General features: G+C 45.0%; 24 protein-coding genes, 1 tRNA gene and 2 pseudogenes. 11 read left to right on the top strand and 16 right to left on the bottom strand.

Annotation, left to right across the window (positions count from 1 at the left end; genetic code table 11):
• Positions 1–267: 267 nt before the first annotated feature.
• Together L1D31_RS16515 and L1D31_RS16510 are read left to right on the top strand one after the other, a co-directional pair.
• Positions 268–343, top strand: a tRNA-Asn gene (locus L1D31_RS16515).
• Between the two features lie 272 nt (positions 344–615).
• A pseudogene (locus L1D31_RS16510) lies at positions 616–822 on the top strand (Arm DNA-binding domain-containing protein); the annotation flags it as partial.
• 169 nt (positions 823–991) lie between these two features.
• Here the strand turns inward: L1D31_RS16510 and L1D31_RS22680 are convergent.
• From L1D31_RS22680 to L1D31_RS16495, 4 genes are all read right to left on the bottom strand, one after another.
• On the bottom strand, positions 992–1,336 hold the full coding sequence (locus L1D31_RS22680; RefSeq protein WP_345772841.1) for a hypothetical protein: 345 nt from the start codon (positions 1,334–1,336) through the stop codon (positions 992–994).
• Positions 1,337–1,368: 32 nt separating this feature from the next.
• On the bottom strand, positions 1,369–1,689 hold the full coding sequence (locus tag L1D31_RS16505) for a hypothetical protein (RefSeq protein WP_239838168.1): 321 nt from the start codon (positions 1,687–1,689) through the stop codon (positions 1,369–1,371).
• 9 nt (positions 1,690–1,698) lie between these two features.
• Positions 1,699–3,858, bottom strand: a complete 2,160-nt coding sequence (locus L1D31_RS16500; RefSeq protein WP_239838167.1) for a LysM peptidoglycan-binding domain-containing protein — start codon at positions 3,856–3,858, stop codon at positions 1,699–1,701.
• 592 nt (positions 3,859–4,450) lie between these two features.
• Entirely contained in the window at positions 4,451–5,572 is a 1,122-nt protein-coding gene (locus L1D31_RS16495; protein WP_239838166.1) for a helix-turn-helix transcriptional regulator, read from the bottom strand.
• A gap of 190 nt (positions 5,573–5,762) precedes the next feature.
• Here L1D31_RS16495 and L1D31_RS16490 point away from each other — a divergent pair, with 190 nt between their 5' ends.
• On the top strand, positions 5,763–7,202 hold the full coding sequence (locus L1D31_RS16490; RefSeq protein ID WP_239838165.1) for a hypothetical protein: 1,440 nt from the start codon (positions 5,763–5,765) through the stop codon (positions 7,200–7,202).
• Between the two features lie 86 nt (positions 7,203–7,288).
• On the opposite strand, the pseudogene L1D31_RS16485 reads toward L1D31_RS16490, so the two are convergent.
• The 12 genes and pseudogenes from L1D31_RS16485 to L1D31_RS16430 form a co-directional block, all read right to left on the bottom strand.
• Positions 7,289–7,534 (bottom strand): annotated as a pseudogene (locus L1D31_RS16485) (inovirus-type Gp2 protein); the annotation flags it as partial.
• Between the two features lie 188 nt (positions 7,535–7,722).
• The gene (locus tag L1D31_RS16480; protein WP_239838163.1) at positions 7,723–8,163 is read right to left on the bottom strand and encodes a polymer-forming cytoskeletal protein; all 441 of its coding nucleotides are present in this window, start codon (positions 8,161–8,163) and stop codon (positions 7,723–7,725) included.
• On the bottom strand, positions 8,049–9,017 hold the full coding sequence (locus L1D31_RS16475) for a M23 family metallopeptidase (RefSeq protein WP_239838162.1): 969 nt from the start codon (positions 9,015–9,017) through the stop codon (positions 8,049–8,051). Before L1D31_RS16475 ends, L1D31_RS16480 begins: the two co-directional genes overlap by 115 nt.
• Before the next feature lie 179 nt (positions 9,018–9,196).
• Positions 9,197–10,567 carry a hypothetical protein gene (locus tag L1D31_RS16470; protein ID WP_239838161.1) on the bottom strand — a complete coding sequence of 457 codons (1,371 nt, stop codon included), beginning with the start codon at positions 10,565–10,567 and terminating at the stop codon, positions 9,197–9,199.
• Between the two features lie 77 nt (positions 10,568–10,644).
• Positions 10,645–11,085, bottom strand: a complete 441-nt coding sequence (locus tag L1D31_RS16465) for a flagellar export protein FliJ (RefSeq protein ID WP_239838160.1) — start codon at positions 11,083–11,085, stop codon at positions 10,645–10,647.
• Positions 11,086–11,095: 10 nt separating this feature from the next.
• Positions 11,096–12,442 (bottom strand): FliI/YscN family ATPase, encoded by a 1,347-nt coding sequence (locus L1D31_RS16460; protein WP_239838159.1) that lies wholly within the window; start codon positions 12,440–12,442, stop codon positions 11,096–11,098.
• The gene (fliH, locus tag L1D31_RS16455) at positions 12,435–13,184 is read right to left on the bottom strand and encodes a flagellar assembly protein FliH (protein ID WP_239838158.1); all 750 of its coding nucleotides are present in this window, start codon (positions 13,182–13,184) and stop codon (positions 12,435–12,437) included. Before fliH ends, L1D31_RS16460 begins: the two co-directional genes overlap by 8 nt.
• A gap of 3 nt (positions 13,185–13,187) precedes the next feature.
• Positions 13,188–14,207 carry a flagellar motor switch protein FliG gene (locus L1D31_RS16450; RefSeq protein ID WP_239838157.1) on the bottom strand — a complete coding sequence of 340 codons (1,020 nt, stop codon included), beginning with the start codon at positions 14,205–14,207 and terminating at the stop codon, positions 13,188–13,190.
• A complete protein-coding gene (gene fliF / locus L1D31_RS16445; protein ID WP_239838156.1) occupies positions 14,170–15,918 on the bottom strand; it encodes a flagellar basal-body MS-ring/collar protein FliF in 1,749 nt (582 codons plus the stop codon). Before fliF ends, L1D31_RS16450 begins: the two co-directional genes overlap by 38 nt.
• Before the next feature lie 3 nt (positions 15,919–15,921).
• Positions 15,922–16,278 (bottom strand): flagellar hook-basal body complex protein FliE, encoded by a 357-nt coding sequence (gene fliE / locus L1D31_RS16440; protein ID WP_239838155.1) that lies wholly within the window; start codon positions 16,276–16,278, stop codon positions 15,922–15,924.
• A 12-nt stretch (positions 16,279–16,290) separates the two neighbouring features.
• Positions 16,291–17,622, bottom strand: coding sequence for a sigma-54 dependent transcriptional regulator (locus L1D31_RS16435; protein WP_239838154.1), 1,332 nt, complete (start codon positions 17,620–17,622; stop codon positions 16,291–16,293).
• 2 nt (positions 17,623–17,624) lie between these two features.
• The gene (locus tag L1D31_RS16430) at positions 17,625–18,533 is read right to left on the bottom strand and encodes an OmpA family protein (RefSeq protein ID WP_239838153.1); all 909 of its coding nucleotides are present in this window, start codon (positions 18,531–18,533) and stop codon (positions 17,625–17,627) included.
• 413 nt (positions 18,534–18,946) lie between these two features.
• On the opposite strand from L1D31_RS16430, the gene L1D31_RS16425 reads away from it, so the two are divergent.
• Genes L1D31_RS16425 through L1D31_RS16390 form a run of 8 tightly spaced genes read left to right on the top strand, consistent with a single transcriptional unit; the run spans position 18,947 to position 26,005 of the window.
• On the top strand, positions 18,947–19,762 hold the full coding sequence (locus L1D31_RS16425; RefSeq protein ID WP_239838152.1) for a FliM/FliN family flagellar motor C-terminal domain-containing protein: 816 nt from the start codon (positions 18,947–18,949) through the stop codon (positions 19,760–19,762).
• Positions 19,762–20,130 carry a flagellar motor switch protein FliN gene (fliN, locus tag L1D31_RS16420; RefSeq protein WP_239838151.1) on the top strand — a complete coding sequence of 123 codons (369 nt, stop codon included), beginning with the start codon at positions 19,762–19,764 and terminating at the stop codon, positions 20,128–20,130. The genes L1D31_RS16425 and fliN overlap by 1 nt, the downstream gene beginning before the upstream one ends.
• Positions 20,131–20,144: 14 nt before the next feature.
• Entirely contained in the window at positions 20,145–20,903 is a 759-nt protein-coding gene (gene fliP, locus L1D31_RS16415; RefSeq protein WP_239838150.1) for a flagellar type III secretion system pore protein FliP, read from the top strand.
• Between the two features lie 12 nt (positions 20,904–20,915).
• Entirely contained in the window at positions 20,916–21,185 is a 270-nt protein-coding gene (gene fliQ / locus L1D31_RS16410; RefSeq protein ID WP_006963035.1) for a flagellar biosynthesis protein FliQ, read from the top strand.
• Complete coding sequence (gene fliR, locus L1D31_RS16405) at positions 21,185–21,961, top strand: flagellar biosynthetic protein FliR (protein ID WP_239838149.1); 777 nt, start codon at positions 21,185–21,187, stop codon at positions 21,959–21,961. Before fliQ ends, fliR begins: the two co-directional genes overlap by 1 nt.
• Positions 21,958–23,085 carry a flagellar biosynthesis protein FlhB gene (gene flhB, locus L1D31_RS16400; RefSeq protein ID WP_239838148.1) on the top strand — a complete coding sequence of 376 codons (1,128 nt, stop codon included), beginning with the start codon at positions 21,958–21,960 and terminating at the stop codon, positions 23,083–23,085. The genes fliR and flhB overlap by 4 nt, the downstream gene beginning before the upstream one ends.
• A 30-nt stretch (positions 23,086–23,115) precedes the next feature.
• Positions 23,116–25,206, top strand: a complete 2,091-nt coding sequence (gene flhA, locus L1D31_RS16395; RefSeq protein ID WP_239838147.1) for a flagellar biosynthesis protein FlhA — start codon at positions 23,116–23,118, stop codon at positions 25,204–25,206.
• On the top strand, positions 25,199–26,005 hold the full coding sequence (locus L1D31_RS16390) for a diguanylate phosphodiesterase (protein ID WP_239838146.1): 807 nt from the start codon (positions 25,199–25,201) through the stop codon (positions 26,003–26,005). Before flhA ends, L1D31_RS16390 begins: the two co-directional genes overlap by 8 nt.
• Positions 26,006–26,191: the final 186 nt, after the last annotated feature.

Below are 26,191 nucleotides of genomic sequence, written 5' to 3'. Positions count from 1 at the left end.
TGATGCTTTATTATACAATAAGTTAGCTCATGATCCTGATTGATTATTTTTAGAGCTAAAACCCTATTATTGCTAGATTTATTCATTGCCCAAGATTCATTAACACAGTTATCCACAATTTTGGTGGATAAGTAAACCTAGCCTATACACGTCAAGGGCTACAAAAAAGTAAAGCATTTTTTAACAAAAAAATTTAGAGAAATGAGGCAATTTTGAGGTTGACAGAATTTCGTCTCATCGATAATATTCGCAGCGCTTAAACGCAATTCCCCCTTAGTTCAGTTGGTAGAACGGCGGACTGTTAATCCGTATGTCGCAGGTTCGAGTCCCGCAGGGGGAGCCAAATTCAAGAAGAAAGACGTCCTAGGACGTCTTTTTTTGTATCTAAACCTAGCTATTTCAAGGAATTGTATTCTCTTAATGTCTTTTCCTGACTCGTACTAGTTTAGAAGTTTAGGTACACAAATAGGTACATTGTCCGTATGTTCCAATTTACGGCGTAACAATCATGGAAAGAACAACTAAATCTTTAACAGATAAACAAATCTCAACGCTAAACTACAAGATAAAGAATTTACACTCTTTGATGATAACGGCCTTCGTCTACGTGTAAAACCAAACGGTACAAAGACGTGGTTATTCAACTATACACGCCCGCACAACGGTAAACGCGCTAACATGACGTTTGGCAGCTTTCCACTCACTAATGCAAGAAAGAGAGCTCTTGGAGCGATAGAGACGCTCCTGCAAGGCATTGATCCTCAAGTTAAACTCAAGAACCAACAAATAACCGAGCAACAGCGTAGAATCTACATTAGCTGAAGTAACAAACAGCTGGTTAGAAGTAAAAAGTACCACCAGCCAAAGCTAAAAATGACAATGGGGAGCTGTCCCGCTCCCCATGTTTTGTCTCAACAAATCTATTTGAAGAAAGGTGTTCTCTGTAAAAAAGCGTGTATTCCTACCAAAAAATGATAGTTGTATTAACCCTTTACACGAAAACAAAAATGTAAAGCACGGTCATAAAAAATAACCAGTTTAAACACATAAAAATGTCAGAAGACCACTTCTTTTCTCTTCTTCGATGTCTTACAAAAGGATAAACCAAGCAGAAGTATGAGAATAAACCACCCGCCCCCATACTATTCATAGCAATGTAGTTTTTACTCTTAAAGCTTTCTGGCTCTTGCGCTAAGTTGTCTACTAATTGATTTATGTGCTTTTTGTCGCCTAAAGAATAGACGACAAGATGATAAAAATAGACTAGAGCCCATGCAAAAAACACAAGCCCTATCAAAGATTTAAACACCACTGGAAAAACGTAGTTACAAGTCATTAATTCAATTGAATACTAACAAAGTAAATAAGCTAAATGAGAAAGCTTAGCAAAAAAGCAAAGTTAGCCCACATAAAAAAATCAAATTTCATGGTTCTCTTTTTAGCCCTATAACGCACTAAAGGATAGAAGAGTGCATACATCACAAACAATCCTCCGGCCCCTAGGCCTGACGTATTCAGATACCACTTTTCCTTAAACTGCTCTGGTTCTTTAGACAAATTGTCAATCAGTTCATCAATATATCGCTGATCACCGAAGCAGTAGCGATAAGAATAAAACATAAATGGCAATGCCCAGATAAAAACCCATAGGCTAGCCAACTTGTGAATGAGGGTAAAAAAGTCTTCCATACTGTGCTCTTAAAATACTTTTGGCATATCAAAGTCACTATATCTATTTGAATTAATATAGTTTTCCACTTCCACTGGGATACCTTTTTCCAATTCCTTTTCTACAGAATCAAGATAACTATCTAAGCCCAACAGGTCATATTTTTCTTCAAAAAGCTCTTTGCCAGCGCCAGCTCCAATGAACCCACCAGTCAGGGCTCCCCCTGCATAAAGCAACATCACAACTGGTGCAGCACTTATAGATAGACCAACAACCAAAAGACCAGCAATACCAGCGCCTAACATCCCTCCAGCCCATCCACCAGCAACGCCTCCAGTTTCAATTGCAGCTTGACGAGTACATGATGCTAACGACTCACAGTTTTGGGTAACATTGTATACGCCGCTTGCAACTCCAAGGCCTAACGATAGTTTTCCTGCTTTCTCCGCATAAGTTATCCACTTAGCGGTATTGGCTACACGGGCTCCCAGCTCGGGAACCGAGCCTGCCTTTAATATTTCATCAGCATTGTGAATGAGTGACTTAGTAGAGTCTATGCCCAAACTCGTCTTTAAGCCTTGGTCGACTGGTATCTTCAGAGTACGCTGCGTAAATTTATCCAACTGCTTATCGAGGATTTTCTTCAAACCTTGTCTCTGTCGAACAAAGCTTGAACGGTCGATTTTTTTAGCTAGGAGATCGAGGTATAGACGATCCATCTTTTTGAGTGATGAAGATACATTTTCCAGATTTTTCTGCATTGCAGGCGCTATTGTTCCAACTGCTGCTCCCATGTATGCGAATGAGTCCGACGGCTTACCCGTATTCCAATACTCCACCAGCTTATTTTCTATTACTTCAAAGTAAGCTTGATGCAATTCGACTTGGTCGGGACTCAACTTACCCAGCTCTTCACTGGCTAACTCTGAATTCTCTTTTAATGACGTTAGCTTGGCTTTTTCCTCTTTTGAAGACGGCGCCTTCGTTAGGAAGATAACCATTTCTCCAGGAATTAAGGGGTCATTCAGATGTTGGTTGTGTTCTTGGATCAGGGATTTCGTTTTCGAAGAGGCACCACTTAGCGCTTGTTCCCAATAATCACTGAGAGACTGAGACTCTTCCACCCTCGCAAAGCCCAATTGGAACTCTATCTGCTCTTCAACCTCTTTTAAGTTAACGATGGCGAGATCTTCATGAACCACACCTTCCGAATTAACAGCTTTTGCAGTGGAACCAAGGAGGTAAGGCCTTGAGTAATCATAAATTGAATTGGCAAGCTTGTTGTATGTCTTTATTTCAGCACTAGGCTTATCCTGCGCTGAGTCCGGCTGTCGTTCGACGTGAGCTTCTTTCGACACCGAAAGCAGTTCATTGATATCAACCTTGATACCGTGCTGAGCCACCCAGTCATCATTGAGATTATCAAGCTCTTCTCGGGTGATTTGCTGTTCAAGGTACACAAGGCTTTGGTTTTCAACGTCTTGGCCAGTCAGTTTCCAGTACACTAAGATAGCGCTTTGCAGTCGATTGTAGCCTTGCTCATCATTCAGTTGCTCATGCGTGGAACATGTAGCGTAAAATGCCCACTTGCCTTCACCCAGCAGCTTGTACTCTTGCACTAATCGGTCGTTATGAAAGTGGTAATAGTAACCTTCTGTTGGCAGTCCTAATCGCTCCCCTAGCTGCACCGATGGGACGACTGGGATAAACGCTTCTTCCACAACACCGGAGCCTATTGGTTTCACTTGCACGCCGTCAGGTAAGTTGATGCCCATTGAACTATCTGCCACTTTCGCAAACAATTTTTTCGGCTCATCAAAGGCCGTGTGAGCGATGTACTTAGTACCGTGTTCCGTGGGCTCCGTCTGCCAGCGACCAATCATGGATTCTTGTTTGGTCTTGCCCAGTTGAAACGCACAGCCCACGCTTTTTTTGAACGTGTCCTCAGAGCACGCTATCTCAAAGCAATATTCATAACTGAGTTGGGGTGGAGCATCAGACATATCAGGCTTGATGGGCTCAGGGACATAGGTCTCTTCGATGCTTGGAGCGTATGCCGCACGGCTTTGACTTGACGCTGCTCTACTTACCGCTCCACGAGATATTTTCGCTCTAGAGAGAAAGGCGTTTTTTGCCTCTGGCGATAAGGCCTCTTGCCCTTCAGTAGACAAGCTCCACGATTTACTCATTCCATTTCTAAGCATCACTGGCTTAGATGGAGTATCCGTTAACAAGGCCTATTCTACTCAATCCATAGAGGGAGCAGGGCTGATAACCTCTATTTGTTCTCAGCAATGCGCAAGAGTGTGACCGTTGTTCCTTCAGTTCCTCACGTTAGTAATTCACTCATCAATAGGATTTATCTCTTTCGTGCATCGATACTCAAATAGGTAACTTTGTAGCTGCACTCGTTGCGTCCCAGCCTTACACGCCGCATCATTGAATCACACCTAAGTGTTATTATTATCAGTGACTTCGAGTGATTAACAGACACGCCCAATCCAGAAGTTGATCAGTTCTCTTTAGAGGTGAGGGCCTAGAAAAACTACAGGCACCCACTTACCGAGAGAATGGAATAGTTAACGCCAGCCATGCCTGACTCGCAGGTGCTCATAGGTATTAAGGAGAAATTGAAATTTATGAAAAATCCGCAGCCAAAGATTTCACCTATCAGTACTTCGTATTGAAGAAATGGAGCCTAAAAAGGAAGAGTTGTCATTGCTCTTCCTTTTGAAGTTACTTACTACCCTATGAGTCATCATTAGCGCTCGGTTGTTTTATCTATACCGTCCCATTAGGGATGACATTGACTAAGCTCGCCAATGACACTTTGTCATTACAGCCTGTTTTTTGAAATATTTGTTTAACGTGAAATTTGACTGTATTGACAGAGATGTTTTCATCTAAGGCAATGCGTTTAACAGGATGCCCCATCGCGAGCTTTTGACATACTATAGCCTCTTTCCCAGTTAGGTCGAATAGAATCATTAGTTTATCAATAGGAGCAGGGGAGATGATTTTCGGCGATATCGCATAGATCATTACGCCATTGAGATATTGCTTCCCACAACTTAAAGAGGTTTCCAAAGGTTGGACTCCTATGGTCAGCTTATTACTTAAATCGATATTGTCATGCTCAACCAGTGTATAATCTTGATACACATCCAAGCGTTTACTTGCTTGAATTAGATTACTGTATAACATTTGATTTTTTTCACGGTGATCTAAAGTAAGACAGTTATTGATAATTTTAATTTCGTTCTTATCGCATATCAGATTTTGCATTGCTCGATTCATGGCACATAGCTGCCCACGCTCTGTCAATATAGCGACTGGAATACGAAATGTTTCTAACAGGCTAGTAAATCGAGACGACAATAAATGGTCAGCCTGATGTGAAAACGTATGTAGTGCTGCGCGTTTGAGTTGCGGAATCATAGCGTTCATTTCACTCAAATCCGTTTGAGTAAAGTCCCCAACAGATCTGTTCCTGTTACACATCATTAAAGTCAGCCAATCGCCATCTTCATTTAAACACAGTGTTGCGCTGTCTACTAAGCCCTGCGGCTTTGACCACGTTTTATAAAATTCACTATTGATGTAGTAGCGATACTCGTCTGCGGAAAGCTGTGAAACTGCATAAAAAGAGTCAACGGGTGGGTAGCTTAAAATCTGCATCATTATTTGATCGCTTTGAATGACTTTAAGGTATTCACGAGCCAGATCGTCGGCAAGCTTTTCTCCTGCATCGATATGGTAGCGAATCGTTAATGTTTTGCGGTTAACCACCATAATATGACAAACGTGCAAACTGAACTGCTTTACCATATCTATCGCAACGTTCTGCCATCCTAGTTCACTGTTTGCAATAGCTGTAACCAAAGAGTCATGGGGCTCTACCATCTATTTATACCTCATAGAAGATGTTGTTAAGGGTTATTGTATCTCGCGATTACCGCTAATGTCTCACCTACCAACACTTGAGATCTAGAACTTGTTGCTGCTCAAAGTCTACTACCCATCAGGGTAGTTATCGATTTTTTTTATCTCTCTTATGATTACCGCGTTTAAAACGAATTATGGAGATAACAAAATGCGACAAGCCAAAACCGCCTTTATTGCCTGTTTAATCGGAGCCACGCTTTCAGGTTGTAACGGGGGATCAGGGTCTGGGTCAGACTCAACTAATGTAGACGGAGAAGACAATGGGTTAGAGGTTCTAGCCGAAGCAAGATCAGCCGATAGCGTTAAAAGACTGTTCGTCGTACCTGCTACTGATGCAACTACTGCAATCCGCACTGCTTATTCGACTGACGGAACCAGTTTCAGTGTATTGGGAGATCCTGCTACAACAACAAGTCCTCGAGCCTTCTCAGTAAACAATGACAACGTATTCTGGATTGGCGATAATATTAACAGTATGTCGTCACAGCTAGTTAGCTACAATACGACCAATGGCACACTATCAACGAGTTATGGTCTAACTCACCCATCTATAGGAGTCTTGCAAGCCTACCAATTGAGCGGCCAAGATAGTTTTGTGGTTGACAACAATATGATCTACATTGCCACAGAATCAAATACAAACCCAGGAAATGATGTGGGAGTCTCTATACTGGATACAACAAGCGGTGATGTGTACAGTTGGCCCTATTTTTCTCCAAAAGTTATTGCCCAAAGTGACAGCCACGTTTACGTAGAATCTGAGTTGGTGAGTAGCAATGAAGGTAGAGAGCTATCTGCAATTCCTAAGACTAAGGATGTAAACTCTGTAGGGGCCTCTGAAAGAATCATTGTTGCGCCTGGCCCACAATCTGCGAACATTAGACAATACGTATCCGTTGGCGACATGTTCTATTTTGTCGCGAATGATGGCACAAAAACAAATTTATACGTGACTGAAGGCTCAGTTGCGACTACAAAAGAACTTGTCTCTGATTTGCCCGGTAATGTGCACAGGCTTGTTGTCTTCAACTCGGAGATCTACTTGTTTGTTCAAGAATCTGTCTATCAAATTAAAGACGGTCAGATCACATCACAATCAACAATGTCTTTCTATGATTCAAACGTTCGATCAAGCACTGATGCTCAAGATGTTAAAGTCAGGGGTAACATACTTTACGTTGCACACCATCATCGCCCCGTGACAGGAGATGAAAAAACCTATCTATCAAGATCAATTGCTGGCGGAAACTTTGTTACGCAACAACTCAATGGCCGAGTGGAAGACCTAGCGATAGTCAATGGGGAGGCGATTGTATCGATGGAGAACTCTAACTCTGACGCTTTCTTGATAAAAGCAGATGGGAATGAGGTCATTGTTTTACAAGATCCTGCACCAAGTACCATGTATGAGTTTTATACTGATGTCACAGGAATCGACCCAGTTTCTGAAAACAAATTGCTTTTTGTAGGTGTGGACGGAACTAACGGCAATAACATAGATTTCTGGACAACTGACGGAACTCAAGAAGGGACAAGTAAGGTACCTTCAGCGCAATCTCAATCCCTAGTTGCGATATTCAACCCCTAGTGGTTTTACATACGCCCAACTCAGAACTAGAATAAGCTGGCCAATATACTAATAGCTCCTTTCTGTACAAAGTTGGGTGTGTCAAGTAATACCAATGAGCGCTCTTTGCCGCTGTAGTGCTCCTCTATCGCTTCTTGCCAAGCCTCTTTAAGGTGCTCAACCAATTCGTTGCGCTTGTCCCAGCATATGGTTAGGACAAAATGTTTGCTGTAGTCAGTAAACAACATCACGCGATAGTTGTGTGACGGCACCTTGTCCTCTCGCTTGCGCCATACATAGAACACTGAACCCGTATCGATCTTTTCTTTAAGCAGCATAAAGTAATTGTTAATAAAGCTAGCAACTGACTTTAAGTGCACGGATAGGTCATTTGTCCTACACCTAAACTGTCTCAGCACAGGCTTAGACCAAGCAGGAAATAGTATCTATCTATTTGGGTTCGAGTCCCGCAGGGGGAGCCAAATTCAAGAAAAAGACGTCCTAGGACGTCTTTTTTCGTTTTAAAGAGCCTAGTAACGACTCAAGCGCACTGCTCGACTTTACCTTGTTCTGTTTTCGCCTTTGGTTTTGATGTCTTTTTCGCAGCGTCTAGATTCACAACTTCTTCTGTGGAGACATTCTTTGAATTCCCAAGAAAGACACCGCCTTTCTGAATAGTGAACTCTGTGGCAGACACCTCCCCTTCAAGGTAACCGTGCTCAAGAATCTCCAAGCTTTTGGTGTACACCTTGCCAAGAAAGCGACCATTAACGATTAAACGCTCGGCTCGAATTGAACCATCCACTGAGCCCGTCGCACTGATAGTGACACTTCGATCGGTTTCAATACTGCCCTTTATTTGTCCATCTATCTGGATGTGACAAGTAAGCTTGAGTTGTCCTTCAATGTAGCCTCCTTCCGCGATGACAGTTTGAGAGCAGTGGCTATTTGATTCTCTATTCTGTTTACCAAGTAATCCCATTTTACGTCCTTATTCGATTCGAAAATCGAGTCAAAGTTGTTCATTTCCCATTTAGTGAAAGGCAAAGGATCCAGAGAGCGCCCCACCAAACGAACCTCATAATGAAGGTGATACCCAGTCGACAACCCAGAGTTACCTGACAAGCCAATCAAATCACCCTTTTTAACGTAATCTCCACGTTGCACCTTGAATGCACTCAAGTGAGAATAAGAAGAAGTAAAGCCAAATGAGTGCGCTAGTTTTAAGAAATTACCTGAGCCTTTATTACTCTTTCTCGCCACTTCAATAATGCCATCTGCAGGAGCATAAATTGGCGTACCTGCATTCACCGCATAGTCAATACCATGATGCATAGTCTTCATTTTGGTTACGGGATGTACCCGGCGGCCATAATGGGAAGAAAGATAACCAGATTTCACAGGTCGACCATTGGGTATCAACTGCATCATTTGGTGACGAACAGCGGTACTAAGTGCGGCACTATCCACTCGATCTCTTAAATCTAAAGACTCGTTAGAAAGCGCCAACGCAGACTCAATATCACGCAGCTTGTCCGTCACATAAGCGAGATCATTCTTCTTCTTTGTCAGGTGGCTTTCTAAATCACTCTGAAATTCATGAGAACGTACCAACTCTTTCTCAAGAGAATAGGTCTTACTCAACAACTCACTTTTTTCTCGCTCAGAATCTGAGGCATCCCCCGCGAGCATAGACAAAAGCCCAAGCAGCGTGCAAAACACCACAACAATGAATAACAGAGAATACTTAATCCCGGTTATGGCGCGGAACGAAAGATTAAAAAAGCGCGTCCCATCAATGCCTGTGACCATAACGGTTAAGTGATTAGATTCCATATTTTCTCAATGACACAGTCTTACAATCATTCAAGTGCAAGGAATTCTATCAGGGCAGAACAACGCGAAAAGAGGCAGGTTTCCAATTCGGAAACCTTATCCCAGAGATAAAAATCGAATTTAATTGCAGGTCAAAACAGGTCGCTTTGCCTATTTTGGTACGAAAAACAGCGAGAAAATTACTCCGCAACTTTCTCGCGATGAAAACGCTTCATGTCACTGGCAAATTGTTTAAAGGCAATACATTTAACCAACGCCGCACAAACTGGTGGCAGGGGGTCAAACATGAACACGCTGTCATGATGGATAAGATTATCAACAATGAGGGTCAAATTATCTTTGTTGGATAGCCCAGTAGAAAGGTACAGTGCGTGGATTTTCGCCACACTACTCACTTTGTCCAGCTTGCGGGTAAAGCTATCCAATACAGACTCTGCACTTTGACGAGCCCCCGTAAGAAATTCAGCATGGAGTTGAATTAACGCCAAATGCTGGCTTTCGCTCTCTGTGAGCTTATAGCGAGAAATTTCTTTAACAACCTGGTCAAACTTCTTCCCATACAAGCCGCTCCCTTCTTCACTTCGCATCCAAAGCATTAACAACGCAAACAGATAATTTAGTGTGTATTGGGCAACATCTCGGTTAATCAGCTTGGCCGTGTTAAGACCAGAGGAAAAATGCACCAAAGCATCATCATGTCGGCCAGCGGTAATACTCATCAGCGCCAACGATGTCTGCTGAGCCAAATTCAGACCCCAGCGTGAGCCTGACCGACTCAGCAAGCGATAAGCCTCCTGGATGTTGCCATTTTTCAACATCAGCAACGTTCCTATCTCATCAAATGGCTGACCGAGTTGAAACTTGGCTGAACTAAACTTGTTATACAATTCTAGTGCGTCGCCTGACTGCGCATTTAACACCAGAGCATTGAGAAACAGGCTAATCTCTAGGGAATAATCTCGCTTGCCGGCTTCTTTTATCAAGGCTCCGTATAACTCAGTTGCTTGCTTAAGCTCACGTTTCACCAGATGGTGATGAGCTCGATTGAGTTTGAAATCGTACTGATACTCAACGTAGTGCTGCTCAAAGAATTGGTAACGTTTTGCTATCTCGTCAGCACATTCAAGATCGTTACGCTGCAGCAGCGGCCATACTTTGTTCTTCTTCTCAAACACCTTGCGGATCAAAACGCTAATATCTCGCTGATTATCCTCAGGTTTAAGGTGAACATCACCCAAGTAGTAAGAACTGTCACGGAGACTGCTATCAGAACAATCCATAATGATTGTCGAACGCTCATCAATGGTATTCGCTTTCCTCAGCTCAAGAACCACATCCTGTGACTTTACGGTGTTTTTGCGAAAGCTTTGATCGCAAATCAGAATATCAAACCGACCATGGAACGTCCGATTGAGCGCTTCATGAGGAGAATTAAGATGGATTATCTTGTGTTGTTTGATTCCCAATGACAGCATAAGACTAGATATACTGATGTTTTTGTTGGGAAATTCTTTGATAATAAGGACATTTGCATCTCTTAACTTAAGCATACCAACCTTTCTCTCCTTCCTTAGGTTAATTAGGCTTGATGCCGTTTAAGGTGACGCAAAGCCTTGCGGGTGACGAATTATTGAGCTTTTTGCACGAATCGGCTATTGATAATCTCTTCTAACGCGAGCTCTTCCTTATATCGAATGTCAGAATTGTGCTCTTCCTTCCAACCTTTAAGGGTGTTTTCTAGACCTTTAACTCTAAAATGTTTAATTTCCAGCTGCTTTTGCAATGATGTGCACTGCGCTTGCATTACCTCCTGCTCGTGCTCCTGATGGACAATCAACCTATGAAGCATCTGATCGACACGACTGCGATTGAGCAGTGCCTCTCGGTGCAAAGACGTTGCAGTACTCGATCGTGGCTGAGTCTGGCTTTTGAGGTCCATAAGCTGTTGTAAACGCAGCTGGGCTAGTGTGTGCTGTTGACGCAGCGATTCCAACTGCGTTGACATCCTATCTCGATGTTTTCGCTGAATTTTCTGAAACTTTTCCACAGCACGCAATTTTGCTTCCATACGTTAATTCCTAGTTTGATTGAAACAGCTGTGCCAGCTCTGTCAGGCTTTGAGGAAAATCCACAGAACAGTCTGCCGCTTGCTGAAGGTACTCGGTCAATTGTGGATACAAAGCCACTGAGCGATCCAGTTCAGGATCTTGTCCTGGTTGGTAACCTCCAAGTGGCAATAAATCTTTAACCTGAAGGTAGTTCGAGTAGGCCCTGCGAAATTCATTAGCTACAGTCAAATGTGCAGGCTGCGCGCAAGCCGTCATACAACGGCTGATTGATGCATTAATATCAATCGCTGGGTAGTGCCCTTGCTCTGCCAATTTACGAGATAAAACAACATGACCATCAAGAATGGCGCGAGCCGAGTCGACCACCGGATCTTGCTGATCATCACCTGCGGCAAGAATGGTATAGATGGCAGTCAGACTACCGTTTTGGTTTTCACTGTTCCCGGCACGCTCAAGTAACTGTGGCAAGACATTAAACACCGATGGTGGATAACCACGTGTGGCAGGCGGCTCCCCCAGAGAAAGCGCAATTTCCCGCTGAGCCATCGCGTAACGGGTTAAAGAATCCATCATTAATAAAACATCTTTACCTTTATCACGAAAATACTCAGCCACTCGATGGCATAACAGTGTGGCTCTAAGACGCATTAAAGGTGATTCATCTGCCGGTGCTGCGATAATAACGGCTTTCTCACGCGCTTCGGGGGTGAGGTTCGATTCAATGAATTCGCGCACTTCACGGCCCCGCTCACCAATAAGGCCCACCACAATGACATCGGCTTCTGTATTTTGAGTGATCATTCCCATCAAAACACTTTTTCCCACGCCACTACCAGCCATTAACCCAATACGCTGGCCTTTACCCACCGTAAGCAAGCCATTAATCGCTCGTACCCCAACATTGAGCGGTGAATCAACAGGCCTGCGCTTAAGTGGATTGATCGGCTTAGGTTCAAGAGATACCCGATCACCACCTTGTAATGTCGGGCCGTCATCAAGGGTTTCACCTAGCCCATTGACGACTCGTCCCATCCAGTTGTCGCTGAGTTGAACCGTACTGTCCCCATCCAGCGGTACCACTTTCGCTCCCGCGAACAAACCACCGAGACGGCGAATGGGCATCAGATAAGCGATGGTATGATCAAAACCCACGACCTGCGCTTCAATCATGTCACCTTCTGCAGTTTCAACCAGGCAACGTTGCTCAAGCTTAAAACGGCACCCCACCGCTTGAAGCATGAGTCCGGTTACTTTCACTAGTCGTCCCGTGACCCTCGCCACAGGAATGGAATCCAGTGAAGCTATCGCTTCACTGGTTCGTTCAGAGAGGAGTTCAAAAGCAAGCGTATTACTCATTATCACCTTCTGCTGCTGGTGTCACTTCTTCAAGCAGATGCTCTTTAACGTTATCCATGCACGCTTGTAAGCGCGAGTCACAGCTGGCGTCCGCCTCTGCATCATCGGTCACCAAATGACACCCGCCAGTCGGCAGTTCTGGATTGGCGACCAGCTTCCATTCTTTCGGCAATTCCGCATTGATTTGAGTGATGCGTTCGAGATCCTGTGGGTTAAGATGAACCGTCACCTTCTCTGTTTTTCCGGGCATTGCTTCAAGTGTTTCATCAACAAGTGCCAGAATTTGCTGTGGCATCAAAGTCAGCTCTGCTCGAATTACCTGTTGTGCGACTTTCTGTACCAGCTCGCAAATAATGTGACGTTGTTGTTGCTCACGCTCAGACTGCCAACGTGACAGGGTTTGATAAAGCTCATTCACCGGTTTGGCTGCTTCAAGAAATGCCTGTTTGCCTGACTGTTCACCAGATACGAAGCCTTTCTGGAACCCTTCTTTCTGGCCTTCCAAAAGGCCTTGCTGCTTCCCTTGGCTTAATCCTTGACGAAGACCTTCTTCATGCCCCTGTTCGAGACCAGTCTGGAAGCCTTCTTCAAGCTTTTGTTGAAGGTCTATCTGGGATTCCTGCCAAGAATCATCGATGGCAAATTCATCATCGCTTGCCATTGGCTGCGCCAGTGGCGGAAAACGGTGAATACGATAACCTGATGCTGGGACTTGCAGTAAACTTGATTTCACTACTGACATGCCTTACTCCACTGTCGGTTCATCATAAAGCAAGAGTTCGATTTCGCCCGCCTCATCCAGTTCACGTACGATCTGCATGATTTCTTGCCTAGCTCGCTCTACTCGACTGAGTGGCACCGCGCCACGAATTTCCATGTCATCTTCGAGCGCTTTCACCATGCGCTGCGGCATTGCGCTCTTAATGGATTGCTGCAGAAGAATCTCTGCCCCTTTCAGGGCCAAGCCCCAAAGCTCAAGTGGGACTTGCTGAACCAATCGGTCCATGGTTTCTTCGCTCTGACGACCTAATACCATAAAGTCGAACATGTTCAGCTCAATTTCACTCACCACTTCTTCATCGTGCAACTTGAGCATTTCCATCAGTGAACCACGGTCACCTTCAAAGCGATTGATAATATCCGCCACTTGCTTGACCCCAGATAACGGTGCACTCTGACTAACCGATACCTGCTCAATGCAACGTTCAATCAGGTCGTTCAGATCGCTTGCAACCTGATGGTCGATATCCTGAAGCTGAGCAATCCGATACAGAAGTTCATCATGATGGTCTTCCGGCAGATACTTAAGCACAGCGGATGAGCTTTCTGGGGGAAGATAAGCCAGAAAAATCGCCTGCATCTGTGGGTGCTCATGGGAGATAAATCTTGCTAAGACCTCAGCTTCCACCCACTGCAAACGCTGCATATTATTGCGGACCTCATCACCATATAGGTTATTAAGAAGCCCCTTGGCTAAGTCATTGCCCAACGCTTTACGCAGTGTATTCGACAGGTATTCTTTCGATGCACCACGAATACCGCTATGTTGACGAAAATCTTCAAAGAAATGCTGGATAACGCCGTTGGCACTATCACTTTTTATCCCACTCAATTTCGCCATTGCTTTGGTCACACGCTGGGTTTCGTCTCGGGTGAAGTGTCGCAGCACTTTGGCTGCGGCATCTTCCCCCATGCCGAGAAGAACCAGAGCGGTTTGTTCTACATGACTAAGCGTTGCTTTTTGCTTTAACTCTGCTGTGTTCATTCACATTTACCCATTGTTTTAATACTTCGGCGACTCGTTCAGGTTCTTCGTTGGCAATTAACTGTAGATGTTTCAACTGAATCTCTAGTGGGGAACCCGCTGGCGGTAACATATCATTACCCACATCTAAGCCAGAGGAAGCGGCAATACCTTTTTCTGATAGCTTGCGATTCAGGGCCTCTTCACGTTCACGCTCTTCACGTGTTTGCAGATTGTCGAAGATAGGCTCTTCTTGTGGATCGGCAAATTCCAGCTCTTGAGAACGTAGGTCCGCACCGGTCAAATGCATGATAAGTGGACGCAGCACGAAGAAAATCATCGCCATACCTAACATGCCACCAATCACATAGCGCATTGGCTGCTGAATCGTTGGGTCTTGCCACCAAGGAATGGTCGGTGGCGCCTCAATCGCGAGTGGTGTAAAGCTAAAACTCATTAAGCTGAGACTGTCGCCACGCTCAGCGGCAATACCCACGGCATCTGTGACCATAGTGGAAATCTGAGCTTTTTCGTCCGCAGTCCAAGCGGTACCATTCGGCGCCGCGGCCTCATTGAGCAAGACAGAAACACTCAGCTTTTCAATCTGGCCCTGCTGATAGTGTGTGCGTCGCACGCTACTTCCCACTGCATACTGACGATTGACTTCAGAGCGAGCATTGGTGTTTTGGCTATCTTGGGTCGGGACTTCACCGGTTACAGGGGGCTGATTACTCAATGTTCCCGGCACACCTAACGCAATCTGATCAACCGAATTGTTAGAGATGGTGTGCTCATTCCGGACGATCGGCGTGTTATCCAGGATTTCTTGAGTTTCTTCCACCTGGCTGAAGTCCAGATCCGCCGCCACTTGCACGCGAAAGTTACTCGGCCCGACAATCGGAGTTAGCATGTCGGACGCGCGCTGAATAATTTGTTTCTCAACGTTCTTCTGATATTCAAGATATTTGGCATTGACCTTACCGGCTTCCGCAGAGGCAACATCGGCACTGAGCAAGCGACCATATTGATCAATCACAGAGACTAGCTCAGGCTTCATTCCTGTCACACTGCCAACAACCAGATTAATGATCGCTTCGACCTGCTCCGGCTTCAAATCTTCACCCGGTTTAAGTTCAAGCATGACTGATGCTGAAGGCGCTTCGCTGTTTTGTCTCACAAAGAGCGTTTGTCTCGGTATGGCTAGGTGAACACGAGCATTGGAAACTGCATTGAGAGACATGATGGTACGTACCAATTCACCTTCCAAACCATGGCGATAGCGCGCAGTTTCCATAAACTGACTGGTGCCAAGCGAGCTGTCTTCTTTGAGTGAGTCCAAACCTGTTGGTAGCTTGGCTTTCACACCCTTTGCCGCCAACAACATTCTGATCTTAGCCACTTCACCTTCGGGCACTAATACTTGGCCATTTTGCTCTTGAAGTCGGTAATTGATACCTTCGGATTCAAGAACAGAGACAATTTCACCAGTATCAAATCTTTCTTGTTGACTGTACAACGGACGGTAGCTCTGCGTTGAACTCCAAAGGGCCACCACAATGATGGCCGCTACAATGGCAGCTAGCACAGCAGACAGAACCAGATTTCTCTGACTGTTTGACCACAACTGTTTTAATTTATGAGTAAAATCTTCCATTCCCCGAGTCGAGGAAGTTTGCGTACTGGCAGTGCTAAATGTTCCACCACCTGCAACTTGTGTTGTTAAGTCTGACATGGATTACACCGGCATCTTCATAATATCTTCAAACGAGGTCACGACCTTGTTACGTACCTGCATCAATGCATTGAACGACAGGCTGGCTTTCTGGCTAGCGATCATAGCTCCGACTAAATCATCACTTTTCCCTGTCTCTACTGCGGTCATTTTTTGACTGGCTGCCGACTGGTGTTGATTAACCGTATCAAGCACATTGGTCATTGCGGTGGAAAATGAGAGAGGCTGATTCACCTGCTGCACATCAAGTGGATTGGCAGAAACCGCGAACTCGGGTTGAATCTGAGTACGCATTGCATCCATTTTGGATAGCATTAGCTGTTCTGCGGTCATTGCACTGTTTATTGGTTGACTTGCCATAACTTATCCTCCTTAAGCAGCCGAGCCTAGAGCCGACTGTAGATCAATACCTTGTTCGCGCATTGCCGCTAGTTTGTAGCGCAAAGCGCGCGTTGTGACACCAAGTGCGTTTGCCGTCTTGGTTCGATTGCCGCCATACTGGCGGAGTTGTTCAAGAATGTACTGGTATTCAGCCTGTTTTTTAGCCTCAACATGCCCCATGCTCTGTGAAGGCGTGGCTGTTTCAACTGGGCTGATGAGCTCAACTGGTAGCATCAGATCATGCGCGGTAATGTAGTCACCGTGTCGCATAACCAAAGCACGCTGGATAACATTTTCCAGCTCTCGGATATTGCCAGGCCAGTGATACTGGCTAAGAGCCATCATGGCATCTTGGGAGAGATGACATTGGCTGCCATCCTGATATTTGTTAATAAAAAACTGACTGATAGGTAAGATGTCTTCACTGCGCTCTCGTAGAGGAGGCCAATGCAGGGGTAATACATCCAATCGGTAGTAAAGATCTTCGCGGAACGTGCCATTTTTCACTTCTTCGCGCAGATCTTTGTTTGTCGCCGCAATCACTCGAATATCAAGTTGAATCGGCTTATGACTACCTACTCGCTCTACTTCGCGCTCTTGAAGTACACGCAGAAGCTTGGCCTGAACCGCAGGCGTCATCTCACCGATTTCATCCAGCAGTATGGTTCCATTATTCGCTTCTTCGAACTTGCCGCTTTGAGAATGAGTCGCCCCAGTGAAAGCCCCTTTGACATGACCAAACAACACAGCTTCAAGCATAGATTCGGGGATAGCGGCACAGTTTACAGCGATGAAAGGACCACTTGAGCGTGAAGAATGTTCGTGGACGTAACGCGCCAACACTTCTTTACCGGTGCCGGATTCTCCCGTCACCAAGACACTGGCATTCGTACACGCTGCACGGTGAGCGAGCTGAAGTACCTGTTTGCTCCGCCATGACTCGGCAACAATGTTGGCCATTGGTTTACCAATCACTTCAACGCGGCGTAAAAGGTTGACTAACTGACTATTTTCAAAAGGACGAAGCAGATAATCCGTCGCGCCAGCCTTCATGGTTTCAGCGGCTAAGATTCCCTGCTCTTGTTCAACAATTGCTATAGCCACTCCATTACTCGATGTCTTTTGATGACAACTGACGAATTCTCTGACACACATGTCAGGCAGGTTTGAACTCACCAAAGTAATGGGCATCGCGCCTTCAAGCAGCGCACTTCGCCCCGTCCGAGCGTGAGTCACTCGATAACCTGAATCCTCTAACACTCTAATGACTGGCTGAGCAAATTCATCCTTTGGCTCAACTAACAAGATATTTGTCTCTGTCATTTTTAAGCCTTTTCCATTTCGTTAATTTTTCTAATTTTTGTGGGTATTACTGCTTCATCATTGCGTACCAGTCTTAACGTCACCCGACGATTCTTCGCTTGCCCTTCTGGTGTTGTATTACTGGCGATGGGGTACCGAGAACCATGAGACCGTACTTCTATTCTTGCGTCCTCTATACCGTATTTTTTAAGTGCCTTAGCCACCAACTCGGCTCGTTGCTTTGAGATGGTTAAATTAGCCACCTTGGAACCAATGTTGTCGGTATAACCATCAATGAGAATTTTACTGATATTGTTATCGGCTCGAAGATAGGTGTTTAGTGCATCAAGCGTATTCGTTTGTTGGGTGGTTAGTTGGCGTTGGCCAAGCTCAAATGAGAGAGTGATATTTCGTGCTTGAGCATAGGACATACTTGGTAAGGAGGATTGGCAGCGACGAAATTGGGTGAGAGCAGTCTGAATTCGAATCGTCGGGAGAATATAGGCTCTATAATCGGAAGCGTTTCTTCCGCTAAAAGCAAACTTTATCCAATGTCCAGTTTCCATGTTATTCAACAATTCAGCCATATTATGCTTAAAAGTAGAATACTGATTATTAATAGTCGTATTCTGACTGATGAGTAGAAGTTCATTTTCATTACTCCATGGCGCTGGATAACTATATAACTTCCCACTATTCCAGTTTTTATTATTCTTCTCTACTTGTGCATGGAAATATATGTTTCCCACTTCTTCAGAGCGGAAATAAAACTTCCCATAGGAAGAGTCTTCATACTCCAAATTACACGCTAAGCTACTCCCTTTATAAACCCAATCTACTTCATCCATAGGAACTTCTACTTCAGTGTCAGCAAAAGAAGAACAATGAAAGAGTAAAGCTAATAAATATATTTTCTGAGCTTTAGTATTCATGATGTTATATGAGTGCCATTAAATAAAAAGAAGAATCATCTAATTAGAATTAAATAAGATATATCATTGAATTCGTGAATTTATAATTGTCTATATTTCAACCACCACCCTCAGGTGCTGGCACAATGTAATTAACATGTAACAAATCAATAAAATCATTAAAAACCAAAAAGATAAAACAGAACAACAAACTGATAACAACTAGAAATCATCATTCATCATTTGTATACATCGAAAACTAACCTGTTTTATTTTTTATGAGAAGATATATATTACGACTTAAAATCAACATATGGAGTAAAGTCACAAATTTTATAAAACGGGGTTATTTATAACAAATTTTTCTATGTAGACTTGCGCCAATTGAGTTAGAAAATTTAAAAATCGCTTTGTCAAGACATGGTAAAATATAAATGGAAAGTAGCAGCAAGATATCTATTCCAGACTATCAGACTCTAAGCATAGAATCTTTAGGGAAACCTATTCACGTAATTCGAGAAAGATTGGATGACTTAATATCCACCTCGTGTAACGGCCTGACTTATGAGCTGCAAAACTGGTTAAAAACACACCACGCAGACGTCAATATAAACCAAGTTTCACTGCATACTTTTGCACCAAATGAAATGGATAAGTCTTTTATCAGTACTTTTAAGCATGACGAGGGTGGGCGAGTATTTATCTATACCGATAGTCAGATACTGATTAAATTAGCTGATAGCTTTTACAACGCAAGGATGGAAAGAAGCCATAGTTCACTCAATAACAGTGATTTACGACTTCAGGAAAAAATTGGCAGACTGATTATTAACTGGTTGGCGCCCGAAGAAATGTGGTCTGACTGTGAATTTGAGCCAGCACAAGGGACAGGCCTTCACGCCACCATTGACGTCAACCTCAACAATCACCAAGGTACCATCCACCTTAAGCTAGATGAACAGCTTGTCGCCACCTTAACCGAACAATTGGATTTGCAACCCAAAGAGTCCATGTACGAGCCATTCTGCCAATCTCTGGCAGCAACGCCTGTCAAACTCAATGTCTTACTTAGTAAAAAAACCATGCCGCTCAGTGAAGTCATTTCACTGCAACCTAACGATATATTACCCATCGAGTTATTGTCTTCCGCTCCCGTGAGCATTGGTCAAGAACAGCTGTTTTCTGGTCGAGTTGCAGAGAATGATGGGCAACTAGTTTTAATTCTTAATCACGATAAGGACTCTTTTTAATGAGCGAGACAACAGAAACTGCCACATTTAATGGCGAAGAGCTGAACTTTGATGATTTTCAACTGGAAGATTCACACACCGATATTCTCGATACCGCGGTACCAACACCAGAACGTGATCTGAGCTTTTTCAAAAATATTCCGGTTACCGTCACTCTGGAAGTCGCCAGTAAAGATATTGCTTTGGGCGATCTAATGAAAGCTGGCGAAGGCAGTGTTATTGAGCTTGATAAACTCAATGGCGAGCCCCTCGATGTTAAAGTCAACGGATCGTTGATGGGCCATGCTGAAGTGGTGGTTGTGAACGAAAAATATGGCCTGAGATTGATTGATATTGTCGATTCGGCTCTGACCTCTGCAGTTGAATAAGGGTTCACTGAAACATGACTAAGTCACCTTCCTTGCAAGGATGGGGGATCCTAATCGGCTTGGTTAGCCTGCTCTTCGCTTTCCCTTCTGTTGCGAATGAGTCAGGCTTAACCATTTTGTCTGTCAGTGACGGAGCTACTCAGCAAGAATACAGTGTAAAACTGCAGATTCTGTTATTGATGACAGCCCTGAGTTTTCTCCCAGCTTTTATTCTGATGGCCACCAGCTTTACTCGCATTATTGTGGTTCTTGCAATCCTTCGTCAGGCTTTAGGGCTCCAACAAAGCCCACCGAACCGAGTATTGGTGGGTATTGCACTCGCGCTTTCCCTACTGATCATGCGCCCTGTCTGGACAGATATTTACCAAAATGCTTTCCAGCCATACGACAAAGGGGAAATTACCTTAATGCAGGCGTTTTCAGTCGCAGAAAAGCCCGTACGAAACTTCATGTTGGCACAAACTCAGCAAACATCCTTGGAACAAATGTTGCGCATTGCTAATGAGCCGCTCGATACCGCGTTGGAGGACATTTCGTTTGCAGTGGTACTGCCCGCTTTTGTCATCAGTGAGCTCAAAACCGCTTTTCAAATCGGCTTCATGCTGTTTATTCCGTTTCTAATCATTGACCTTGTCGTCGCCAGTGTCCTGATGGCAATGGGTATGATGATGCTATCACCGCTGATCATCTCACTTCCATTCAAACTGGTGGTGTTTGTTCTAGTCGATGGCTGGGCCATGACGGTCGGCACATTATCCGCCAGTTTTGGGTAGACAGGAGTTCGCATGACACCAGAAATGACCGTCACCCTGTTTTCCAATGCAGTATGGCTGATCATCACTATGGTCGCAGTACTGGTTGTGCCTGGCCTGATTGTCGGCCTTGGCATTGCAATTTTCCAGGCCGCCACACAAATCAACGAGCAAACATTGAGCTTTCTGCCAAGGCTTCTGGTCACGTTACTCATGGTAATTTTTGCTGGGCACTGGATGCTACGTAAAATCATGGAGCTGTTCGACTACCTGTTCCACAATATTCCAGGAATGATTGGCTGATGGAGATTACCTTCGCAGAAATCTCTCGCCTCCTTGGGCAGTTATGGTGGCCTTTTTTCCGCATTGGTGCGGTATTTATCTCCATGCCTTTCTTTGGTGATTCATTGATACCCGTCTGGGTGCGTAGCTTACTAGCACTCTCGATTGTGATGATCTCCGCTCCTTTGATGCCGCCAATGCCAGCGGTCGAGTTTTTCTCGATGACTTCGCTGTTTCTCGCTTTTGAACAAGCCATTTGGGGACTGTTCTTTGGCCTGATTTTGCATATGCTGTTTACCATTTTTACGACGCTGGGCCAGATTGTCTCCATGCAGATGGGCTTAGGCATGGCAATGATGAACGACCCTGTCAACGGCATGTCCGTAGCAATTCTTGGTCGTATTTTTCTGATTTTCTGCACCTTATTATTTTTATCTCTCGAAGGTCATTTGGTGGTGCTTGATGTCCTTATCCAAAGTTTTGTTGTTTGGCCAGTTGGCTCCGGTCTGACTTCAGCTTCTTTGCAAGGTATCGTTAATTTATTTGGCTGGATGTTCGCTTCTGCACTGGCACTCGCCCTCCCGGCAATTGTCTCTATGCTATTGGCGAACATCAGTTTTGGCGTGATGAACCGTGCTGCCCCTTCACTCAATGTCTATGCGTTAGGCTTTCCAATGACCATGCTGCTTGGCCTGTTCAGCGTGCTCATTTCGGTGTCAGGTGTACCGAGCCGATATACGGTACTGGTCAACGACACACTACGTTTTCTCAACCAATTCATGGCGGGGGGCGGATGAGCGAGCAATCTTCTCAGGACAAAACAGAAAAAGCTTCACCGCAGAAGCTCAAGAAAGCGCGTCAGGAAGGTCAGATACCCAGAGCGAAAGAATTCACGACCGCCGCAATTTTTCTCGCGGTCACCGTGTACTTCTCCAGTCAGCTCCCAGTGATTTGGGACAGTATTGCAGGTATTTTTCGTTTTAACATGACATTGACGAAGCAAGACTTAGCGAACCCGAAGCAAATGGTGGAGCAGCTCGGACATAGCCTCGGCATGATCATTACGCTGCTTCTACCTATGTTTATCGTGATTATTGCGGTAACGCTTACTAGCACTATGGTACTGGGTGGCTGGATGTTTCGTTTAGCGAACGCTTTTCCTAAACTGAGTAAGCTTAATCCACTCAGCGGTATCAAACGGATATTCTCAACCCGCTCTCTGGTTGAACTCCTCAAATCAACCCTCAAAGTGCTGGTCATTTTTGGCGTGCTATATGGCTATCTTGATAATCACCTGCAACCCTTACTCGGTATGCAGAGACTGTCGCTGGAGCAAGGTGTCATTTCCGTAATGCAAATCCTGTTCGATGGCCTGCTAATGATGGGGTTTGCCTTACTGCTGTTCGGCGTTATTGACATCCCCTATCAACGTTGGGAGCACATGAAAGAGCTCAAAATGACCAAGCAGGAGCTCAAAGAAGAGTACAAAAATAATGAGGGACGACCTGAGGTCAAACAGCGTATTCGTCAGATTCAGCAACAATTTGCTCGGCGTAAAATCGATAAAATGGTACCGACTGCCGATGTGGTCATCACCAACCCGACCCACTTCGCCGTCGCGATGAAATATGACCCTGCGTTATCAGACGCTCCATTTGTGGTCGCCAAAGGCGTGGATGAAACAGCGATGCATATTCAACGTATCGCCCGTGAAAATCAGGTTGAAATCATCAACTCGCCACCGCTGACCCGTTCTATTTACTACACCACGGCGATCGAACAGGCTGTACCAAGCCAGCTCTACATCGCGGTGGCGCATATTCTGACGTATGTCATGCAACTCAAAGCATTCCGTACCGGCAATGGCGATAAGCCGATGCCTTTGCCCCATTTTGCTATTCCAAAGCATTTGCAACACTGATCATCCGTATTTACCCAAGGACACCCACCTATGCTCAATCGGTTAAAACAGATACAAGATTCTACAAAAGGCTTTGTCGGTATTCCGCTAGTCTTACTTATGGTGCTGGCAATGGTCATCCTGCCGCTGCCACCCCTGCTACTGGATGCCTTGTTCACTTTTAATATCGTACTCGCTATTTTGGTACTGTTGGTCAGTACAACCGCTAAGCGCCCCCTCGACTTTTCCATTTTCCCCACCATTTTGCTAGTGGCAACCCTATTACGCCTGACGCTCAACGTTGCCTCAACTCGAGTCGTCCTGCTCGAAGGTCACAACGGAGGCGATGCTGCAGGTAAAGTCATTCAGGCCTTTGGTGAAGTAGTCATTGGTGGCAACTATGTGGTCGGTATGGTGATTTTCGTCATCCTGATGATCATCAACTTCGTAGTAATCACCAAAGGTGGTGAACGTATTTCAGAAGTATCAGCGCGTTTCACACTTGACGCTTTACCTGGCAAGCAAATGGCAATCGATGCCGACCTCAATGCAGGTTTGATCGATCAGGAAGCCGCCCGTCAGCGTAGGCGTGAAGTGGCTAATGAAGCCGATTTCCACGGTTCTATGGACGGTGCGTCAAAGTTTGTTAGAGGGGATGCTATCGCCGGATTACTAATCCTGTTTATTAACATCACTGGCGGTATCAGCATCGGTGTGTTTGAACACGGACTCACCACTTCTGAAGCGTTTAAAACTTACGCATTACTCACTATTGGTGACGGCTTAGTCGCCCAAATACCATCACTACTTTTGGCAACCGCAGCGGCCATTATCGTTACTCGTATCAACGACAGCGATAATGATATGTCAGAAACTATGCAAAAGCAGTTATTGGCTTCACCCGCGACCCTGTTTACGGTAGCTGCGGTGATGTTAATTATCGGCATGGTGCCTGGCATGCCTCACCTCGCCTTCTTTACTTTTGCCGCGGTGCTCGGATTTGCAGCTTGGAGGCAGCGCAAGAACCCGGCTCATGATTCTCAAATTGAAGACGTCGAAGTACTCACTCAAGCCATGCAGCAGGAAGAAACCCCACTCAGTTGGGAAGACATTCCACATGTGCACACGCTGTCGCTGGCTCTTGGTTACCGACTGGTTCACCTGGTCAATAAAGAACAAGGCGCGCCACTCACCCAACGCATTCGTGGTGTAAGGCGTAACCTGTCTGAGCAAGTCGGCTTCTTGCTACCGGAAGTGCGTATTCGTGACAATCTGAGCCTAAAACCCAACCAGTACACCATTTCACTCAATGGCGAAACGATAGAGCAAGGCTTTATTGAGCCAGAGCGATTGATGGCGATTGCGGTTGGCGAAACGTATGGCGAAGTCGATGGTATCCTCGGCAGTGATCCCGCCTACCAGTTGCCAGCGGTCTGGATTGAGCATACAGATAAAGCCAAAGCGTTAAATATGGGTTATCAGGTGGTAGATGATGCGACTGTCATCGCAACCCATATCAGCAAAGTGATCAAAACCCACCTTTCAGAACTGTTTAATCACGACGATGTCGATGCCATGATGCAGAGGCTAACCCAGCAAGCGCCGAAATTAGCGGAAGCGCTCGGCGCAGCACTGAACCCAGCACAGCAGCTGAAAGTGTATCGTCAACTGCTACTGGATCAGGTACCTCTACAAGATATCCGTACCATTGCCAACACCATGCTTGAGTCGTCTGAAAACACCAAAGATCCGATACTTCTCGCGGCTGACGTGCGTTGTGCGTTGCGCCGAACCCTAGTGAGCTTGATCGCTGGGCAGAAGGTGGAACTGAAGGTGTATGCACTCTCCGATGAACTGGAACAAATGCTGATAACCTCTCTTCAGCAGGCGCAAGCAAGTGGCAGTGTCAATCTAGACAGTTTCCCTGTTGAGCCCAATATTCTGGCTCAATTCCAACAAAATTTACCTTTGATAAAACAACAGCTAAAACAACAAGGCTTGGCACCGATACTTCTGGTTATGCCGCAGCTTAGACCGCTGATTGCCCGCTATGCTCGTACGTTTTCTCAGGGATTGGCGGTATTGTCATATAACGAAATACCAGAAACAAAACAAATCAACGTGGTAGGTAACCTTGGATAACCTCAACTCACATCAGGCGATGTATAGCTACATCGCCAAACTCATGGAAGAACACCTTGAAACCGAAGACGATCAACTCATCCATCAAGCGCTGATTCACAATGACATCCGACATGCATGTCAAGCGATCCGCGCAGCGGACTCTGGTGAAGTAGAATTTCAACACCTGACCCTTAGGTTTGGCGGTGATGGCGAACAAAGTGTGTATCAATTCAACCTCTCTCAACAGGTAAAATACTGTCTTGACTTGTTCAGCCTGTACCTAGCACTACGCCAAACTCACTTTCAGCTAGAAACGTTTCATCCAGATTTGATCAGCAATGTTGTGGTACCTCTTCAAGTCGAGGCACTCATCTGGCCACCGGGTGAATATTTTTTAGAGCAAGTTATCCTCTGCCATAAGAAAGCATTCACGCATGTTATTCCTTCACTGCAACTCAGCCATCCTTTAGGGTTTGACTCGTCGGTAGAAAGCCTGATCGAGTGTGTGGAAGAATACGCTTACGCACTGTGGTTTGAAGTCACTCCGCCCTACCCTTTACTTGAACAACTGGCTTGCTATGAACCTGCGATGCTGAAACTCTCAGTGTCACTGGAAGAAAAACAAGATCGAATGGCCTTGTTGCCCATCGTACGTTTTTTGAAAAAACACAAATTGAAGTGGGTCGCCAGCCGGGTCGCAAGTCAAAAAGAATTGAACCAATATAAATTGCTCGGCGCCAGTTACTATTTTGGCTACTTCAGTGACATCCCAACCCCGCTCTCTTTTAAAACGTTTACCAGCGAATACGACATCTAGTAAATCCACTAATTGGCACCGAAAAGAGCCAATTAGTGGAATCAGCTTCACTAAATCAGCACCAAATCCCTAAATATTCCCGTTATTTACACTTTTTAATTAATCTTCGATATTTATCGTCCGCCTCCTGTTAGTGACCAGGGAAACCCTGAAGCCAAAATCTGAGTATTGTGAAAACCGAAGGAG

It is taken from the genome of Vibrio sp. Isolate23 (genome assembly GCF_022398095.1).
Lineage (GTDB): Bacteria > Pseudomonadota > Gammaproteobacteria > Enterobacterales > Vibrionaceae > Vibrio > Vibrio coralliilyticus_A.
Note: the sequence above shows the minus strand (reverse complement) of the source record. Positions and strands in the feature narration are given on the sequence as shown.

Coding starts and splice junctions, on each gene's coding strand:
- L1D31_RS16490 (WP_239838165.1), top strand. CDS start 5,763: ATGCGACAAGCCAAAACCGCCTTTATTGCCTGTTTAATCGGAGCCACG.
- fliN (WP_239838151.1), top strand. CDS start 19,762: ATGAGCGAGACAACAGAAACTGCCACATTTAATGGCGAAGAGCTGAAC.
- L1D31_RS16425 (WP_239838152.1), top strand. CDS start 18,947: ATGGAAAGTAGCAGCAAGATATCTATTCCAGACTATCAGACTCTAAGC.
- fliR (WP_239838149.1), top strand. CDS start 21,185: ATGGAGATTACCTTCGCAGAAATCTCTCGCCTCCTTGGGCAGTTATGG.
- L1D31_RS16480 (WP_239838163.1), bottom strand. CDS start 8,163: ATGGGATTACTTGGTAAACAGAATAGAGAATCAAATAGCCACTGCTCT.
- L1D31_RS16495 (WP_239838166.1), bottom strand. CDS start 5,572: ATGGTAGAGCCCCATGACTCTTTGGTTACAGCTATTGCAAACAGTGAA.
- L1D31_RS16465 (WP_239838160.1), bottom strand. CDS start 11,085: ATGGAAGCAAAATTGCGTGCTGTGGAAAAGTTTCAGAAAATTCAGCGA.
- L1D31_RS16500 (WP_239838167.1), bottom strand. CDS start 3,858: ATGAGTAAATCGTGGAGCTTGTCTACTGAAGGGCAAGAGGCCTTATCG.
- flhA (WP_239838147.1), top strand. CDS start 23,116: ATGCTCAATCGGTTAAAACAGATACAAGATTCTACAAAAGGCTTTGTC.
- L1D31_RS16450 (WP_239838157.1), bottom strand. CDS start 14,207: ATGAACACAGCAGAGTTAAAGCAAAAAGCAACGCTTAGTCATGTAGAA.
- L1D31_RS16460 (WP_239838159.1), bottom strand. CDS start 12,442: ATGAGTAATACGCTTGCTTTTGAACTCCTCTCTGAACGAACCAGTGAA.
- L1D31_RS22680 (WP_345772841.1), bottom strand. CDS start 1,336: ATGACTTGTAACTACGTTTTTCCAGTGGTGTTTAAATCTTTGATAGGG.
- fliF (WP_239838156.1), bottom strand. CDS start 15,918: ATGTCAGACTTAACAACACAAGTTGCAGGTGGTGGAACATTTAGCACT.
- flhB (WP_239838148.1), top strand. CDS start 21,958: ATGAGCGAGCAATCTTCTCAGGACAAAACAGAAAAAGCTTCACCGCAG.
- L1D31_RS16430 (WP_239838153.1), bottom strand. CDS start 18,533: ATGAATACTAAAGCTCAGAAAATATATTTATTAGCTTTACTCTTTCAT.
- L1D31_RS16470 (WP_239838161.1), bottom strand. CDS start 10,567: ATGCTTAAGTTAAGAGATGCAAATGTCCTTATTATCAAAGAATTTCCC.
- fliE (WP_239838155.1), bottom strand. CDS start 16,278: ATGGCAAGTCAACCAATAAACAGTGCAATGACCGCAGAACAGCTAATG.
- L1D31_RS16475 (WP_239838162.1), bottom strand. CDS start 9,017: ATGGAATCTAATCACTTAACCGTTATGGTCACAGGCATTGATGGGACG.
- L1D31_RS16505 (WP_239838168.1), bottom strand. CDS start 1,689: ATGGAAGACTTTTTTACCCTCATTCACAAGTTGGCTAGCCTATGGGTT.
- fliH (WP_239838158.1), bottom strand. CDS start 13,184: ATGTCAGTAGTGAAATCAAGTTTACTGCAAGTCCCAGCATCAGGTTAT.
- fliP (WP_239838150.1), top strand. CDS start 20,145: ATGACTAAGTCACCTTCCTTGCAAGGATGGGGGATCCTAATCGGCTTG.
- fliQ (WP_006963035.1), top strand. CDS start 20,916: ATGACACCAGAAATGACCGTCACCCTGTTTTCCAATGCAGTATGGCTG.
- L1D31_RS16435 (WP_239838154.1), bottom strand. CDS start 17,622: ATGACAGAGACAAATATCTTGTTAGTTGAGCCAAAGGATGAATTTGCT.